12 protein-coding genes and 5 tRNA genes are annotated in these 15,199 nt (G+C 73.5%); 11 read left to right on the plus strand and 6 right to left on the minus strand.

All coding sequences use genetic code 11. The features are described from left to right. Positions 1-125: 125 nt before the first annotated feature. The 8 genes from ACZ42X_RS16750 (at position 126) to ACZ42X_RS16785 (ending at position 11,173) form a co-directional block, all read left to right on the plus strand. Positions 126-1,190 carry a methionine ABC transporter ATP-binding protein gene (locus ACZ42X_RS16750; RefSeq protein WP_468289913.1) on the plus strand — a complete coding sequence of 355 codons (1,065 nt, stop codon included), beginning with the start codon at positions 126-128 and terminating at the stop codon, positions 1,188-1,190. Then, positions 1,187-1,858, plus strand: coding sequence for a methionine ABC transporter permease (locus ACZ42X_RS16755; protein ID WP_468289916.1), 672 nt, complete (start codon positions 1,187-1,189; stop codon positions 1,856-1,858). The genes ACZ42X_RS16750 and ACZ42X_RS16755 overlap by 4 nt, the downstream gene beginning before the upstream one ends. 69 nt (positions 1,859-1,927) lie before the next feature. After that, a complete protein-coding gene (locus tag ACZ42X_RS16760; RefSeq protein ID WP_468289919.1) occupies positions 1,928-2,797 on the plus strand; it encodes a MetQ/NlpA family ABC transporter substrate-binding protein in 870 nt (289 codons plus the stop codon). 171 nt (positions 2,798-2,968) lie between these two features. Next, complete coding sequence (locus ACZ42X_RS16765; protein ID WP_468289922.1) at positions 2,969-3,616, plus strand: GNAT family N-acetyltransferase; 648 nt, start codon at positions 2,969-2,971, stop codon at positions 3,614-3,616. A gap of 67 nt (positions 3,617-3,683) precedes the next feature. After that, positions 3,684-4,892: a precorrin-6y C5,15-methyltransferase (decarboxylating) subunit CbiE gene (gene cbiE / locus ACZ42X_RS16770; RefSeq protein WP_468289925.1), complete on the plus strand. Its 1,209-nt coding sequence runs from the start codon at positions 3,684-3,686 to the stop codon at positions 4,890-4,892. A gap of 312 nt (positions 4,893-5,204) precedes the next feature. After that, entirely contained in the window at positions 5,205-8,540 is a 3,336-nt protein-coding gene (cobT, locus tag ACZ42X_RS16775; RefSeq protein ID WP_468289928.1) for a nicotinate-nucleotide--dimethylbenzimidazole phosphoribosyltransferase, read from the plus strand. 502 nt (positions 8,541-9,042) lie between these two features. After that, positions 9,043-10,296 (plus strand): uroporphyrinogen-III C-methyltransferase, encoded by a 1,254-nt coding sequence (cobA, locus tag ACZ42X_RS16780; protein ID WP_468289931.1) that lies wholly within the window; start codon positions 9,043-9,045, stop codon positions 10,294-10,296. A gap of 58 nt (positions 10,297-10,354) precedes the next feature. After that, entirely contained in the window at positions 10,355-11,173 is an 819-nt protein-coding gene (locus ACZ42X_RS16785; RefSeq protein ID WP_468289934.1) for a TrmH family RNA methyltransferase, read from the plus strand. Positions 11,174-11,194: 21 nt separating this feature from the next. Here the strand turns inward: ACZ42X_RS16785 and ACZ42X_RS16790 are convergent, their stop codons facing one another. Beyond that, positions 11,195-12,412 carry a serine/threonine-protein kinase gene (locus ACZ42X_RS16790; protein WP_468289937.1) on the minus strand — a complete coding sequence of 406 codons (1,218 nt, stop codon included), beginning with the start codon at positions 12,410-12,412 and terminating at the stop codon, positions 11,195-11,197. Positions 12,413-12,957: 545 nt separating this feature from the next. Between ACZ42X_RS16790 and ACZ42X_RS16795 the strand changes: the two genes are divergently transcribed. The 3 genes from ACZ42X_RS16795 (at position 12,958) to ACZ42X_RS16805 (ending at position 14,636) form a co-directional block, all read left to right on the plus strand. Then, on the plus strand, positions 12,958-13,164 hold the full coding sequence (locus tag ACZ42X_RS16795) for a hypothetical protein (RefSeq protein WP_361428914.1): 207 nt from the start codon (positions 12,958-12,960) through the stop codon (positions 13,162-13,164). Positions 13,165-13,338: 174 nt separating this feature from the next. Then, positions 13,339-14,313, plus strand: coding sequence for a phosphotransferase family protein (locus ACZ42X_RS16800; RefSeq protein ID WP_468289941.1), 975 nt, complete (start codon positions 13,339-13,341; stop codon positions 14,311-14,313). 41 nt (positions 14,314-14,354) lie between these two features. After that, positions 14,355-14,636, plus strand: a complete 282-nt coding sequence (locus ACZ42X_RS16805; RefSeq protein ID WP_468289944.1) for a TFIIB-type zinc ribbon-containing protein — start codon at positions 14,355-14,357, stop codon at positions 14,634-14,636. 57 nt (positions 14,637-14,693) lie between these two features. Here the strand turns inward: ACZ42X_RS16805 and ACZ42X_RS16810 are convergent. The 5 genes from ACZ42X_RS16810 to ACZ42X_RS16830 all read right to left on the minus strand — a co-directional run bounded on the left by ACZ42X_RS16810 (position 14,694) and on the right by ACZ42X_RS16830 (position 15,176). Then, positions 14,694-14,765, minus strand: a tRNA-Val gene (locus tag ACZ42X_RS16810). Positions 14,766-14,815: 50 nt separating this feature from the next. Continuing rightward, positions 14,816-14,887, minus strand: a tRNA-Val gene (locus tag ACZ42X_RS16815). A 34-nt stretch (positions 14,888-14,921) separates the two neighbouring features. Beyond that, a tRNA-Val gene (locus ACZ42X_RS16820) sits at positions 14,922-14,993 on the minus strand. 1 nt (position 14,994) lies between these two features. Further along, positions 14,995-15,068: transfer RNA gene (locus tag ACZ42X_RS16825), tRNA-Cys, on the minus strand. Positions 15,069-15,103: 35 nt separating this feature from the next. Further along, a tRNA-Gly gene (locus ACZ42X_RS16830) sits at positions 15,104-15,176 on the minus strand. Between the last annotated feature and the right edge of the window lie 23 nt (positions 15,177-15,199).

Consider the following 15,199-nt stretch of genomic DNA (forward strand, 5'->3'; position numbering starts at 1 on the left):
CGTGCCACCCCCCGGTCACCGCCGGACCAGCCGTGCCGCGCGTCGGAACGACGAACGACCCGTGTGACGAATGCCCCGTGCCCGGCGGACTCCGCGCCGCGCACTCGACAGTGACGGAAACCCCTGTGATCACCACCTCGGGCCTGACCAAGGTCTACGAGACGAGAGGCCGCCAGGTCACCGCTCTGGACGGCGTCGACCTCCACGTCCGCGAGGGCGAGGTCTTCGGCGTCATCGGACAGAGCGGCGCCGGCAAGTCCTCCCTCATCCGCTGCGTCAACCTCCTGGAGCGTCCCACCTCCGGCACCGTGACGGTCGACGGCACCGACCTGACCGCGCTCGCCGGCCGGGGCCGCCGCGCCGGCAAGGAGCTGCGCCGCGCGCGCAGCCGCATCGGCATGGTCTTCCAGCACTTCAACCTGCTGTCCTCGCGCACCGTCCAGGACAACATCGAGCTGCCCCTGGAGATCCTCGGCGTCCACGGTGCCGAGCGCTCCCGCCGTGCGCGCGAACTCCTCGACCTCGTCGGCCTCGCCGACAAGGCCAAGGCGTACCCCGGCCAACTCTCCGGCGGCCAGAAGCAGCGCGTCGGCATCGCCCGCGCGCTCGCCGGCAACCCGAAGGTGCTGCTCTCCGACGAGGCGACCAGCGCGCTGGACCCGGAGACCACCCGCTCCATCCTCCAACTGCTGCGCGACCTCAACCGCCAGCTCGGCCTGACCGTCCTCCTCATCACGCACGAGATGGACGTCGTCAAGCAGATCTGCGACTCGGCCGCCCTGATGAAGAAGGGCCGGATCGTCGAGTCCGGCACCGTCGCCGAGCTGCTGGCCACCCCCGGCTCCGAGCTCGCCCACGAGTTGTTCCCGGTCACCGGCACCGCCACCGGCCCGGACCGCACGGTCCTCGACGTCACCTTCCACGGCGAGGCCGCCACCCAGCCGGTGATCTCCCAGCTGTCGCGCACGTACAACGTCGACATCTCGATCCTCGGCGCCGCCATGGACACCGTCGGCGGCAAGCAGATCGGGCGCATGCGCATCGAGCTGCCCGGCCGTTACGAGGAGAACGTCGTGCCCGTCGGCTTCCTGCGCGAGCAGGGCCTCCAGGTCGACGTCATCGACGACGAGGCGACCGGTGCCACCGCCGCCACCGAAGAGCCGCTGCTGGTCAAGGAGGCCACGAAGTGACCTGGGAAGAGATGCGGCCCCTGCTGGAACAGGGCACCATCGACACGCTCTACATGGTGCTGTGGTCCACCGTCGTCACCGTCATCGGCGGTCTGCCGCTCGGCGTCCTCCTCGTCCTCACCGACAAGGGCGGACTGCTGCAGAACCGACCGGTGAACAAGGTCATCGGCGCGATCGTGAACATCGGCCGCTCGCTGCCGTTCATCATCCTGCTCGTCGCCCTGATCCCCTTCACGACCTTCGTGGTCGGCACCTTCATCGGCCCGAGCGCCATGATCGTGCCGCTCTCCATCGGCGCCATCCCCTTCTTCGCGCGCCTCGTCGAAACGGCGATCCGCGAGGTCGACCACGGACTGGTCGAAGCCGTCCAGTCCATGGGCGGCTCCATCCCGACGATCGTGCGGAAGGTGCTGCTCCCGCAGGCCCTGCCGTCCCTGATCGCCGCCCTCACCACCACGGTCATCACGCTGATCAGCTACTCGGCGCTGGCCGGCGCGGTCGGCGGCGAGGGGCTCGGCTCCAAGGTCATCACCTACGGCTACCAGCGCTTCGAGACCGAGTTCATGCTCGTCACCGTGGTGCTGCTGATCGTCATCGTGACCGTCGTCCAGCTCATCGGCGACCTCGCCGTACGGCTCCTGGCCCGCCGGGGACGTACCGCCTCCTGACTTTCTCCCCCACACAGCCCGCACTCCTTGTCCGGGCGTTGTCCGCACCACCAGAAAGAGGCACTTTTCGTGCGTAAGAACATCAAGAACCTGAAGCTCACCACCGCCTTCGCCGGCATCACCGCCCTCGCCCTCGGCCTCACCGCCTGCGGCACGGCCTCCGACCCGGGCGCCACGTCCGACGGCGGCAAGGCCGACGCGTCCAAGCCGCTCGTCGTCGCCGCGTCCCCGACGCCGCACGCCGACATCCTCACCTTCGTCAAGGACAACCTGGCCGAGAAGGCCGGCCTGCAGCTGAAGGTGCGGGAGTTCACGGACTACGTCCTGCCGAACACCGCCACCGACCAGGGCCAGGTCGACGCCAACTACTTCCAGCACAAGCCGTACCTCGACGACTTCAACAAGAAGAACGGCACCGACATCGTCCCGGTGGTCAACGTCCACCTGGAGCCCCTCGGCTTCTACTCCAAGAAGGTCAAGTCCCTCAAGGACCTGAAGCCCGGCCAGACCGTCGCCGTCCCCAACGACACCACCAACGAGGGCCGCGCGCTCAAGCTCCTCGCCGACCACGGTGTCATCACCCTCAAGGACGGCGTCGGCGCCGACGCCAAGCTCTCCGACATCAAGGACAAGAAGGGCCTGGAGTTCAAGGAGCTGGAGGCCGCCACCGTGCCCCGCGCCCTGAACGACGTCGACGCCGCCGTCATCAACGGCAACTACGCCATCGAGGCCAAGCTCAACCCGGCCGAGGACGCCCTGGCGCTGGAGAAGCCCGAGGGCAACCCGTACGCCAACTTCCTCGCCGTCAAGAAGGGCAACGAGAACGACCCCCGGGTCCAGAAGCTCGTCAAGCTGCTGAACTCGCCCGAGGTGAAGAAGTACATCGAGGAGACCTACAGCAACGGCGCGGTCATCCCCGCCTTCGGCGCCGTGAAGTAGCACCCCCGAACCCCGCAGGCCCCGCGCACCCCGTCCGGTACGCGGGGCCTGCGGCGTCACAACGGTGACGTAACGACGCGGCCGTACCGACCCGCCCATGCGTACCGCGTGCCCCATGCTGCATGCTGTGCGTTCATGGCTTTACGAACGGTTTTACGGACGGTCTTCGGCATGGAGCAGCGCATGACATCCACCTTTCCGGACATCTCCATCAGCACGGAACGGCTGGTGCTGCGCCCCTACGAGGAATCAGACATTCCGGCTCACACCGAGATGATGAACGACGAGCTGATCGTCGCCTGGACGTCGGTTCCCCATCCGTACACCACCTCCCACTCCCAGGAGTGGGTCAGCAGGATCGCTCCTGCCGAGCGCACCGAAGGCCGCGGCATCGTCCTCGCCGTCACCGAGTTCCTCACCCAGCGCCTCGTCGGCTCCGTCCACCTCCGCAACACCAACTGGCACACCCGCGCCACCGAGGCCGCCTACGTCACCGCCCCCTGGGCCCGCGGCGAGGGCTACGCCACCGAGTCCCTCCTCGCCGTCGCCCAGTGGCTCTTCCGCGATCGGCGCTTCGAACGCCTCGAACTGCGCACCGCCGCCGGCAACACCGCCTCCCAGCAGGTCGCCCAGAAGATCGGCTGCATCAGCGAAGGCGTGCTCCGCAACGCGTGGATAGCCCGCAGCCGGACGGAGGACGGCGGCTGGGCCGACATCCGCACCGACCTGATCGTCTGGAGCCTGCTCCCCGAGGACCTCGAAGGCGCCGCCGACCAGCACGCCGACGCCGGCTACTCCGGCTTCACCGACTGGAACTGACCGCCGCCCCGCGCGGTACCCTCAGCCTGCCCCCGACCTGCACCAACACCCCAGGAGACAGACCAAGATGGCCGACCGGGTCACGGTGATCGGCTGGGACGGCTCGCCCCTCACCGCGGCCGCGCGGTCCGCCCTGTCGGCCGCCACCCTGGTGGCCGGAGCCGCCCACCACCTCGCGCTCCCCGAGGTCCCGCCGACCGCGGAGCGCATCCGCCTCGGCAGCGTCGACCTCGCCGCCCGCCGTATCGCCGGCCACCGCGGCACCGCCGTCGTCCTCGCCGACGGCGACCCGGGATTCTTCGGCGTCGTCCGCACCCTGCGCGCACCCCAGCACGGACTGGAGGTCGAAGTGGTGCCCGCCGTCTCCTCCGTCGCCGCCGCCTTCGCCCGGGCCGGCATGCCCTGGGACGACGCGCAGATCGTGGTCGCCCACAGCCGTACGCTGCGCCGGGCCGTCAACGTGTGCCGCGCCCACACCAAGGTCGCCGTCCTCACCTCCCCGGGCGCCGGCCCCGCCGAACTGGCCCTGCTCCTCGAGGGCGTGCACCGCACCTTCGTCATCTGCGAGGAGCTCGGCACCGAGCGCGAACAGGTCACGGTCCTCACCTCCGACAAGGCCGCCGACCACGCCTGGCGCGACCCCAACGTCGTCATCGTCATCGGCGCCACCGCCGCCCCCGCCCCCACCGGGCCCTGGCTGATGGGCCGCGACCCCGGCCCCGTACGCGGCTGGGCCCTGCCGCCCGGCGCGTACGACGGCGAAGCCTCCCGCGGCGAATCGGCGGACCTGCGCGCCGCCCAGCTCGCCCGTCTCGGGCCCCGCCCCGGCGACCTCGTCTGGGACATCGGCTGCGGCTCCGGCGCCCTCGCCGTGGAGGCCGCCCGCTTCGGCGCCGCCGTCATCGCCGTCGACGCCGACCCCGACGCCTGCACCCGCACCGAGGCCGCCGCCCGCCGCTTCGGCGTCCAGCTCCAGACCGTCGCGGGCCGCGCCCCGCACGTCCTGGAACGGCTGCCCGAGCCCGACGTCGTACGCGTCGGGGGCGGGGGAGTGCCGGTCGTCGCCGCCTGCGCCGACCGCCGCCCCGAGCGGATCGTGGCGCACGCCACCACCAGGGACGAGGCCGAGGCGATCGGCGCCGCCCTGGCGGAGGGCGGATACGCGGTCGAGTGCGCGCTGCTCCAGAGCGTCGAACTCGACACCTCCGCCTGGCGGGAGCGCGACCGCTCCGTGGTGTTCCTGCTGGCCGGGAGCAGGCTGGCCCCGGCCCCGTGACCATGCCACTACGGCGCGGGAGGTAGGCTGGCCGATTGTTGTACCGCAGCCGGGTGTTCGGCACTTCGTATGCCAATGTCCGGAAAAGGAGCCCTCTTTGGGGTGGCCTCTGTGGTATGGCGCAATCGGGGGGTGCGCGACGTGGCGCAGTCCACAGCCAACGGTGGCGGAACCCGCTGCCATGCCCGGCCGAAGCCCGCGACAATACGTGATGTCCCGCGGGCCTTCGTGCCGCGCGGCGCGCACGCTCGTTCTCTTCGATGAGTGCGGGCGAAGGTCTGAAGGAGCACAACCGATGGGCGAGGGGTACGCATGACTGACACCGGCCAGGTCCCGGGCGAGGGACAGCCGGAGAGCCCGGGCATGGTGGAGCAGCCGGGCATCCCCGCTCCGGACGCGTACACCTTCCTGGACCCTTCCGACACCACCGCCGAGGACGACGACCTGCTGCTGATGCCGGGCGCCCAGGGCGCGTGGGGCAGCGACCCGCAGGCCGCCGCCGTGCCGCCCTCGCCCATGCCGGTGCAGGCACAGCCGCAGGCGATGCCGGTGCACCAGGCGCCGGAGCAGCTCCAGGCACCGGAGCCGACGCCGCAGCCGGTGGAGGCGCCCGCCCCGGAACCGTTCGCTCCGGAGCAGCAGCAGCCCGTGTACGAGGCGTACGAACCGGCCGCCTCCGAGCAGCAGCCGCAGGCGGCGTACGAACCGGCCGCCCAGGAGGCGGACGCGCACGTGGCGGGCGGTCGTGACTCGGGGTCGGTCGACCTCGGCGCCGTACGGATGCCGCTGGCGGAAGCCGCGCCCGCGCCCGCTCCCGAACCCGCCCAGGCTCCGGCGCCGGCCGTCCAGGGCCCGCCGCCCGCGCGGCGCCCGCTCCACATGGGGCCGCCGGTGACCGACGCGCCCTCCGGTGTGGTCCGCTCCCTCGCCGACCGCGGCCCGGCCGCCGCTCCGTCGGCTCCCGCTCCCGTTCCGGCGCCGGAGCCGATGCCGGAGCCCGTGCCGGTGCCGGTGCAGAACCCGGGCCCGGCGACGACCGGCCCCGAGTACTTCGAGGTGGCCCACGAGGAGCCCGCGCCCGTCCAGCCGGGTCCGCAGCTCGCGGACATCCCGCCGCAGGGCGCGGAGCCGTGGTCCCCGCAGCCGGTGGAGGCCGTGGAGCCGGGGGAGGCCGTCCAGCCGTCGCCCGCCCCGGCGGAGCCCCGGCCGGAGGCTCCGGCCTCAGCAGAAACGGTCGTTCCGGAGGCGCCGGTGGAGCCGTCCGCCGCGGAACAGCCTGCCGCCGAGGCCGCCCCGGAGCCGGTCGCGACCGTCCCGGCGCAGCGCGTGGCCGCCCCGGAGCCCGTGGCAGAGGCCCCGGCCCCCGCGGCCCCCGTCGAGACGGAGGCCACCCCGCAGGAGCCGCAGGTTCCGCCGGTGGCGGAGGCGCCCGATGCTTCTGCGGCTCCCGAGGTACTTGAGGCGCCCGAGGCTCCCGTGGCTGCTGCGGCCCCCGAGGCTCCCGCGGCGCCCGAGGTTGTTGAGGTGCCCGAGGCTCCTGCGGCGCCTGAGGTCCCCCCGGTGATCGAGCAGCCGGTGGCCGAGGTCCCCGCGCCCGAGGCTCCGGCCGTCGAGGAGCCGCCCGCCGTCGAGCCCGCCACCGAGGCGCCGGTCGCCGAGGAGCAGCCGGTCGAGGTGGAGGTAACCCCGGAGCCGGTCCAGCCGGTCGAGGTAGAGGCAGCCCCCGAGCCGGTCCAGCCGGTCGAGGCCCCCGCCGACGACACGACCACCACGGTCGCCACCGACACCACGGAGGCCGCCCCGGCCCCGGCCACGGAGCCGGCCCCGGCCACGCAGCCGGGAGAGGCCCCGGCCCCGGCCACGGATGCCGGTCCGGCCACGCATCCGGAAGCGGCCCCGGTCCCGGCAGCGGCCACCCCGCCCGCCCCCGGCTACGACGAAGCCGAGCGCGAGGCGGTCCTGCGCGTGATGCGTGAGCGGCGCGACATCCGCAACGGCTTCCGCAGCGACCCGATCCCGCACGAGGTCCTGCTCCGCGTCCTCGAAGCAGCCCACACGGCACCGTCCGTCGGCCACTCGCAGCCGTGGGACTTCGTCGTCATCCGCTCCGCCGAGACCCGGCGCGCGATGCACGAGCTCGCCCAGCGCCAGCGCGAGGCGTACGCCAAGTCGCTGCCCAAGGGCCGGGCCAAGCAGTTCAAGGAACTGAAGATCGAGGCGATCCTCGACACCCCGGTCAACATCGTGGTCACCGCCGACCCGACCCGGGGCGGCCGCCACACGCTGGGCCGCCACACACAGCCCCAGATGGCGCCGTACTCCTCGGCCCTCGCGGTCGAGAACCTCTGGCTCGCCGCCCGCGCCGAGGGCCTCGGCGTCGGCTGGGTCAGCTTCTTCGACGAGCGCGAGATGGTCCGCGCCCTCGGCCTGCCCGAGCACCTCGAAGTGGTCGCGTACCTCTGCGTGGGTTACGTCGACGAATTCCCCGAGGAGCCCGAGCTGATGCAGGCGGGCTGGTCCAAGCGCCGCCCGCTCTCCTGGGTCGTCCACGAGGAGACGTACGGCCGCCGCGCGCTGCCCGGCGAGGAGCCGCACGACCTGCTCCAGGAGACCGTCGCCAACATCCGGCCGCTGGACGCGAAGGCGCTCGGCGAGGCGTGGGAGCGGCAGAAGCGCATGACGAAGCCCGCCGGGGCGCTCGGCATGCTGGAGATCATCTCCGCCCAGCTCTCCGGTCTGTCCCGGATGTGCCCGCCGCCGATCCCGGAGCCCGCCGCCGTGGCGATCTTCGCGGGTGACCACGGGGTCCACGCCCAGGGCGTCACCGCGTGGCCGCAGGAGGTGACGGCCCAGATGGTGGCCAACTTCCTCGGCGGCGGCGCGGTCTGCAACGCGTTCGCCAACCAGGTGGGCGCGGAGGTCTGCGTCGTCGACGTCGGCGTCGCGGCCGACCTGCCCGCCACGCCGGGCCTGCTGCCCCGCAAGGTGCGCCCCGGCACGGCCGACTTCACCATCGGTCCCGCCCTCACCCGCGAGGAGGTGCTCGCCGCGATCGAGGTGGGCATCGAGACGGCCCGCGACCTGGTCGCCGCCGGCAACAAGGGCCTGCTCACCGGCGAGATGGGCATCGCGAACACCACCTCGTCCGCCGCGCTGATCTCCGTCTACACGGGTGTCGACCCGGCGGAGGTCACCGGCCGCGGCACGGGCATCAACGACGAGATGCACGCCCGGAAGGTGGACGTCGTCCGCCGGGCCCTGGAGCTCCACCAGCCGGACGCGGCCGACCCCATCGGCGTCCTCGCGGCCATCGGCGGCCTGGAGCACGCGGCGCTGGCCGGCTTCATCCTCGGCGGCGCGTCGCTGCGTACGCCGGTCATCCTGGACGGCGTCAGCGCGGGCGCCGCGGCGCTCGTGGCCCGCGCCATCGCACCCGAGGCCCTCGCGGCGTGCATCGCGGGCCACCGCAGCGCCGAGCCGGGCCACGTGGCGGCTCTCAACAAGCTGGGCCTGCGCCCGCTGGTCGACCTGGACCTCCGCCTCGGCGAGGGCACGGGCGCCCTGCTGGCCCTCCCGGTGGTCCAGAGCGCGGCGCGCGCGATGCACGAGGTCGCGACGTTCGACTCGGCGGGCGTCACGGAGAAGTAACTCCGCGCTCCGGAGGTCCCGCCCACGAGCGTGAGGGGGACGGGGTCGGAGCGTGGGGGGTGCTCGGGCGTAAAACGACTGAACTCGCGCGAAGCGCGGTGAACGAGAGCCCGAGCACCCCCCACCGAAGGCCCCGGCCCCCGCCCGGGCCCACCGGCGCAAGCGCTCTGGCGGCAAGCGCCCACCACCGCAAGCGCCCACCACCGCAAGCGCCCACCGCCCCCGCCCCACGGGCCACAAGCCCCCCACCGGCGCAAGCGGGCAACCACCGCAAGCACCCACGGGCCACAAGCGCCCCACCGGCGCAAGCCGCCCTCCACGGAGAAAGCCCCCGGACCACCCCGGCGCACCGCACCGTAAGGTGGTCGCAAGCGCCCCACCGCCGCGCGCCTCCCGCGCCACCCCCTGCCCCACCAGCCGCTTCACCGTCGCAGCGGCCTCGCAGACAGCACATCGCAGACCGCACACCGCACCACCGCCCCCGCCGAGGAGCCGCACCCTCATGGTCGAGTACGCCGAGCAGCCCGCCTACCCCGTCGGACTTCGCCTCTCCGGGCGCCGGGTCGTCGTCATCGGCGGCGGCCAGGTCGCCCAGCGCCGTCTCCCCGCGCTCATCGCGGCGGGCGCCGACATCACCCTCGTCTCGCCGTCCGCGACCCCGTCCGTCGAGGCCATGGCGGAGGCGGGCGAGATCACGTGGGTGAGGCGCCGTTACGAGGACGGCGACCTCGCCGACGCCTGGTACGCGCTGGTCGCGTCCACCGACCCGGAGGCCAACGCCCGCGCCTCCGCCGAGGCGGAGCGCCACCGCGTGTGGTGCGTACGCTCCGACGACGCCGATGCGGCCACGGCCTGGACCCCGGCGACGGGCCGCGGCGAGGGCGTCACCGTCGCGGTCCTCACGGGCCACGACCCGCGCCGCTCCGCCGCCGTGCGGGACGCGATCCTCGAGGGGCTGCGCGACGGCTCCATCGGCGCGCCGCACCACCGCGCCCGTACGCCGTTCGTCGCCCTGGTCGGCGGCGGCCCCGGCGACCCGGACCTGATCACGGTCCGCGGCCGCCGCCTGCTCGCGGAGGCGGACGTCGTCATCGCGGACCGCCTGGGCCCGCGTGACCTGCTCGACGAGCTGCCGCCGCACGTCGAGGTGATCGACGCGGCGAAGATCCCGTACGGCCGCTTCATGGCCCAGGAGGCGATCAACAACGCGCTGATCGAGCACGCGAAGGCGGGCAAGTCCGTGGTCCGCCTCAAGGGCGGTGACCCGTTCGTCTTCGGCCGGGGCATGGAGGAGGCGCAGGCGCTCGCGGCGGCGGGCATCGCGTGCACGGTCGTGCCGGGCATCTCCAGCTCGATCAGCGTGCCGGGCGCGGCGGGCATCCCGGTGACGCACCGCGGCGTGGCGCACGAGTTCACCGTGGTCAGCGGCCACGTCGCGCCCGACGACCCGCGCTCGCTCGTGGACTGGGAGTCCCTTGCGAAGCTCCGCGGCACCCTGGTGATCCTCATGGGCGTGGACAAGATCGGCGCCATCGCGCAGGCGCTGGTCGCGTACGGCAAGGCCCCGGAGACGCCGCTGGCGCTGATCCAGGAGGGCACGACGGCCACGCAGCGGCGCGTGGACGCGACGCTCGCGACGGTGGCGGAGAAGGTCAAGGCGGAGGACGTACGCCCGCCGGCGGTCATCGTCATCGGCGACGTCGTCCACGAGGGCCCGCACAAGCGCCCCGGCTCCGCGTCGCAGCCGTCCGCGTAACGCCCCCTCACACGCGACCACACTCGACCCGCTCCGACGACGACAAGGCAGCACCCCCGTGGCGGAACTCCTCACCCTCGACGATCCCGACGACCCCCGGCTGCACGACTACACGGGCCTGACCGACGTCGAGCTGCGCCGCAGGCGCGAGCCGGCCGAGGGGCTGTTCATCGCCGAGGGCGAGAAGGTCATCCGGCGGGCGGCCCAGGCCGGTTACGCGATGCGGTCGATGCTGCTGTCGGCGAAGTGGGTCGACGTCATGCGGGACGTCATCGAGGAGGCCGAGGCCCCGGTGTACGTGGTGAGTCCGGACCTCGCCGAGCGGGTGACCGGCTACCACGTGCACCGCGGCGCGCTCGCCTCGATGCAGCGCAAGCCGCTGCCGACGGCGGACGGGCTGCTCGCCGGCACGCGCCGCGTCGTCGTGATGGAGGGCGTCAACGACCATACCAACATCGGCGCGATCTTCCGGAGCGCCGCCGCGCTGGGCATGGACGCGGTGCTGCTGTCGCCGGACTGCGCGGATCCGCTGTACCGCCGCTCGGTGAAGGTCTCCATGGGCGCGGTGTTCTCCGTCCCGTACGCCCGCCTCGAGTCCTGGCCCCAGGGGCTGGAGACGGTCCGGGAGGCGGGCTTCCGGCTGCTCGCGCTGACGCCGCACGAGAAGGCGGCGGCGATCGACGAGGTGGCTCCGCACCGCATGGAGCGGGTGGCGCTGATGCTGGGTGCGGAGGGCGAGGGTCTGTCGGCGAAGGCGCTGCGGGCGGCCGACGAGTGGGTCCGCATCCCCATGGCGCACGGGGTGGACTCGCTGAACGTGGGCGCGGCGGCAGCGGTCGCGTTCTACGCGGTCGCCACCGGCCGCCCCGAGTCCTGAGCGCCCACCCCTGAAGCCCTGCTACCCCTGAAGGCCCTGCGCGGCCGCGATCCCCAGCAGCACGATCAGCGTCACGACGACGAAGACGACGATCCGCTGGCGCAGGAGCCGCGGGTTCGCGGGCCGGCGCCCGCCGGGCGACGTCCGTACGCCGGGCCGGGAGCCCGTGGGCCGGGTCCCGGGGCGCCCGCCTCCGGTCCGCGCGCCCCCGCGTGAGGGGTGCGGTGCGGGCGTACGCGGCGCGCCGCGCCCCTGGGTCGTACGCCCGCCCGTGTTGCGGCCGGTGTTGCGTTCCGTGTCCCGCGCGGGGCCCCGCTCCCCGTTGCGCTCCGTGTACCGCTCGGTGGGCCGGTCCGTGGGCCGCTCGTCCAGGGACCGCCCCACCGGTCGCTGCGCGAGCGGCCTCTCCGACAGGCCCTGGGCCTCGCGCGCGGCGATCTCCTTGAGCCGCATGGACAGCTGCAGCGTGCTGGGCCGCTCCTCCGGGTCCTTCGCCAGGCAGGCCCGTACGAGGGGGGCCAGCGCGTCCGGTACGCCGCGCAGCTGCGGCTCCTCGTGCACCACCCGGTAGAGCATGACCTCGGAACTGCCGTGCCCGAACGGCGAGTCGGCCGTCGCCGCGTACGCCAGGGTCGCGCCCAGCGAAAACACGTCCGTGGCGGGCGTGACGGCCGCGCCCCGCACCTGTTCGGGCGCGAGGAAGCCGGGGGAGCCGACCGCCGTACCGACGTGGGTGAGCGTGGAGGCGCCGGTCGCCCAGGCGATGCCGAAGTCGATGATCCGGGGGCCCTTGGGGGACAGCAGGATGTTCGACGGCTTGAGGTCCCGGTGGACCACTCCGGCCTCGTGGACGGCCACCAGCCCCTCGGAGAGCGCGGCGCCGATGGCGGCCACGTCGGCCGCCGACAGCGGCCCCTCCTCGGCGACCTTGTCGTGCAGGGACGGACCCGGCACGTACTGGGTGGCGAACCACGGGCGATCCGCCTCCAGGTCGGCCGCCACGAGCCGCGCCGTGCATCCGCCGCGAATGCGCCGCGCGGCCGACACCTCGCGGGCGAAGCGCGACCTGAACTCCTGGTCCTCGGCGAGATCCGGCCGGATCACCTTCAGGGCCACCCGCTGTCCACGCCGGTCGGAGCCCAGGTACACGACCCCCATGCCGCCGGCGCCCAGCCGCCGGTGCAGCCGGAACGAGCCGACGACACGCGGATCCTCGCGCCGGAGCCGCATCATCGCCATGTCCGTCCCCTACCTACGGTGGGGAGCTCCCCACCCCGCAGCCGCGGTTATCCGTTTGACGGGCACAGCTTACGTACCCGCGCCCCGGTGTGCTCATAGGCCGCGCCCTCGCAGCCGGATTGAGGAGTGGTCAGAAGGCGGCGGGGATACGGCTTCCGGCGGCCCCGGGTGCCACGGCCCGCCGGACCAGCGGGAGTTGGGGCGCGGTGCGAAGCCGCCCGGGTGCACCGCCGAGCGGGGTGATCGACGTCACCCCCGCGCCCCCACCTCCCGCGAACCCCGCGCCCCACCTCCGCTCCCACTTCCCGCGAACCCGTCGCCCGCCCCGCCACCCCTCGGGGATGTCCCTCACCGCCGGGACCGCGTCTCCACCCAGGGGAGTACGCGCCGGGCCCACGGCTCATCCTCCGGGAGGCCTGGCAATCGGTACGCGGGCATGACGCCTCGGACCGGCCGCGTCCCTAATGTTGGGGTCAAGCGGCGGGTGCGGTACTCGTCCCCCGAGATCGGACGCCCGCCGCTGCCAGATCGGCAGGAGAGGAACCATGGCGGACACGGCACCGCGGACGCTGGTCCGCGCGCAGGGACGGAAGGCCTACGCCTCGTTCGGCGACCGCCCGTCCGGCAGGCGCCACCCGCTGGTGGCGACGATGATGGTTCTTCCCCTGGCGGCACTGCTGGTGGTCGCCTTCGGCGGCTGGGACGCGGTGCTCACACAGGCGTCGTCCGTGGGCGTGATGCTGGGGCGCTGAGCGGCGCCCCGGATCCGGGAGAGCGGCCCGGGTCGGGGACATCCGGCCAACAACCCCGTGGGGACGGGGGTGCGGCGGACGGCTGGGGCCTGCTCCGAAAGGCAGGCCCTGTGGGTGGCCGGCAGCTGGGGAGCTGCCGGCCACCGAGCTTTTCCCGGGCCGTAGGGTCGGCGTATGGAGACCGGGAAGGTACTCGTCCAGGAGCTCGCGGGGGTCGCCCGGCGTGCCGCGCATCCCCAGGGTCCGGCGCGCGCGGGGTGCCCCGCGTGCGGGCGGAGCGCGCCCGCCGTGCTGGCCGACCGCGCGGACGGAACCGTCGTACGGCACGGGCACGCCGTCGCCAAGGCCCACGCGCCCGACACCGAGGAGGCCGCGCACCGCGCGCGCCTCGCGGTCGCCGCGCATCCCCTGCTGTCCGGCATCCTGCTGCCGCCCCTGCCGGTGAGCGCCGCGGAGGTGCGGGGCCGCCCCGTGACGGCCTGGCCGTACGGCACACCCGTCGACCCCGCCGACCCGGACGCCGCACCCTGGGAGGAGGCGGCGACGCTGCTGGCCCGACTCCACGCGGTCCCGCCCGCCGGCCTCCCCGGCCCCCTGCCCCCCATGCGCGGCCCCGCCAAGGCGGCCCGCGCCGTGGCGCGCATGCGGGCGGCGGAGCCGCACCCGGCCGCGGCCCCCGTCCTGGCGGCCTGGACGCGGCTGCCCGCCTGGGCCCGCGACGAAGCCCCGTCGCCCGGCCCGGCGGCGCTCTGCCATGGCGACCTCCACCTCGGCCAGCTCGTCCGCCACCCGGCCGCCACCGGCCCGTGGCTCCTCATCGACGTGGACGACCTCGGTCTCGGCGACCCCGCCTGGGACCTGGCCCGCCCGGCGGCCTGGTACGCGGCCGGCCTGCTGGCGCCCGACGTGTGGGCGCGGTTCCTCGGCGCGTACCGCGCGGCAGGGGGCCCGGCGGTCCCCGCGGACGGCGACCCGTGGCCCCGGCTCGACGTCCCGGCCCGCGCGCTGACGGTGCAGACCGCCGCCCTCGCGGTCGCCAAGTCCCGCGCCGAGCACCGGGACCTGGACGACGTCGAGCTCGGCGTCGTCGAAGCCTGTACCCGAATTGCGACACTCCCGCCCGAGTTGGACCCCGGCCCCACGTCGTAGGGTGAGGACACCATCCGTACGGCGAGGAGTTGAGCCGAACCATGCAGTGTCCCAAGTGCCACGCGCCCATGCACACGTACAACCGCAACGGCGTCCAGATCGAGCAGTGCAGCGGCTGCCGGGGGATCTTCCTCGACTACGGCGAGCTGGAGGCGCTGACCCGCCTGGAGGCCCAGTGGGTGCAGCAGGCCCCGCCCGCCCCGCCGGCCCCGCAGGGCTACCCGGCTCCGGCCGCCCCCGCCTGGGGTGCGCCGCACCAAGGCCACCACGGGCACCACGGCAGCCACCACCGCGGCTTCGGCCGGCTGCTCTTCTCCTCCTGAGCGGGGGGAACAACACGGAGCCCCGGCCGCGTGATGCGACCGGGGCTCCGGACGGTGTGGACGATACTGGGATTGAACCAGTGACCTCTTCCGTGTCAGGGAAGCGCTCTCCCGCTGAGCTAATCGTCCTCGGGGCCATGATCCGAACAATGAAGACGATCAAGATCATGGGCACTGCGTGCGCGATACTGGGATTGAACCAGTGACCTCTTCCGTGTCAGGGAAGCGCTCTCCCGCTGAGCTAATCGCGCGGGGGATCCGAGGATCCGGGATCCGAAGATCCAGTGGACGATACTGGGATTGAACCAGTGACCTCTTCCGTGTCAGGGAAGCGCTCTCCCGCTGAGCTAATCGTCCTTGGAGGTGGAGACGGGATTTGAACCCGTGTAGACGGCTTTGCAGGCCGTTGCCTCGCCTCTCGGCCACTCCACCCGGAGTGCAGGGGGTCGGGAAGATCCCCCACTTCGAGCGGACGACGAGATTCGAACTCGCGACCCTCACCTTGGCAAGGTGATGCTCTACCAACTGAGCCACGTCCGCTTGTCGTTTCCGTTTCGCTTTCG

This window comes from Streptomyces sp. NPDC030862 (assembly GCF_055571835.1).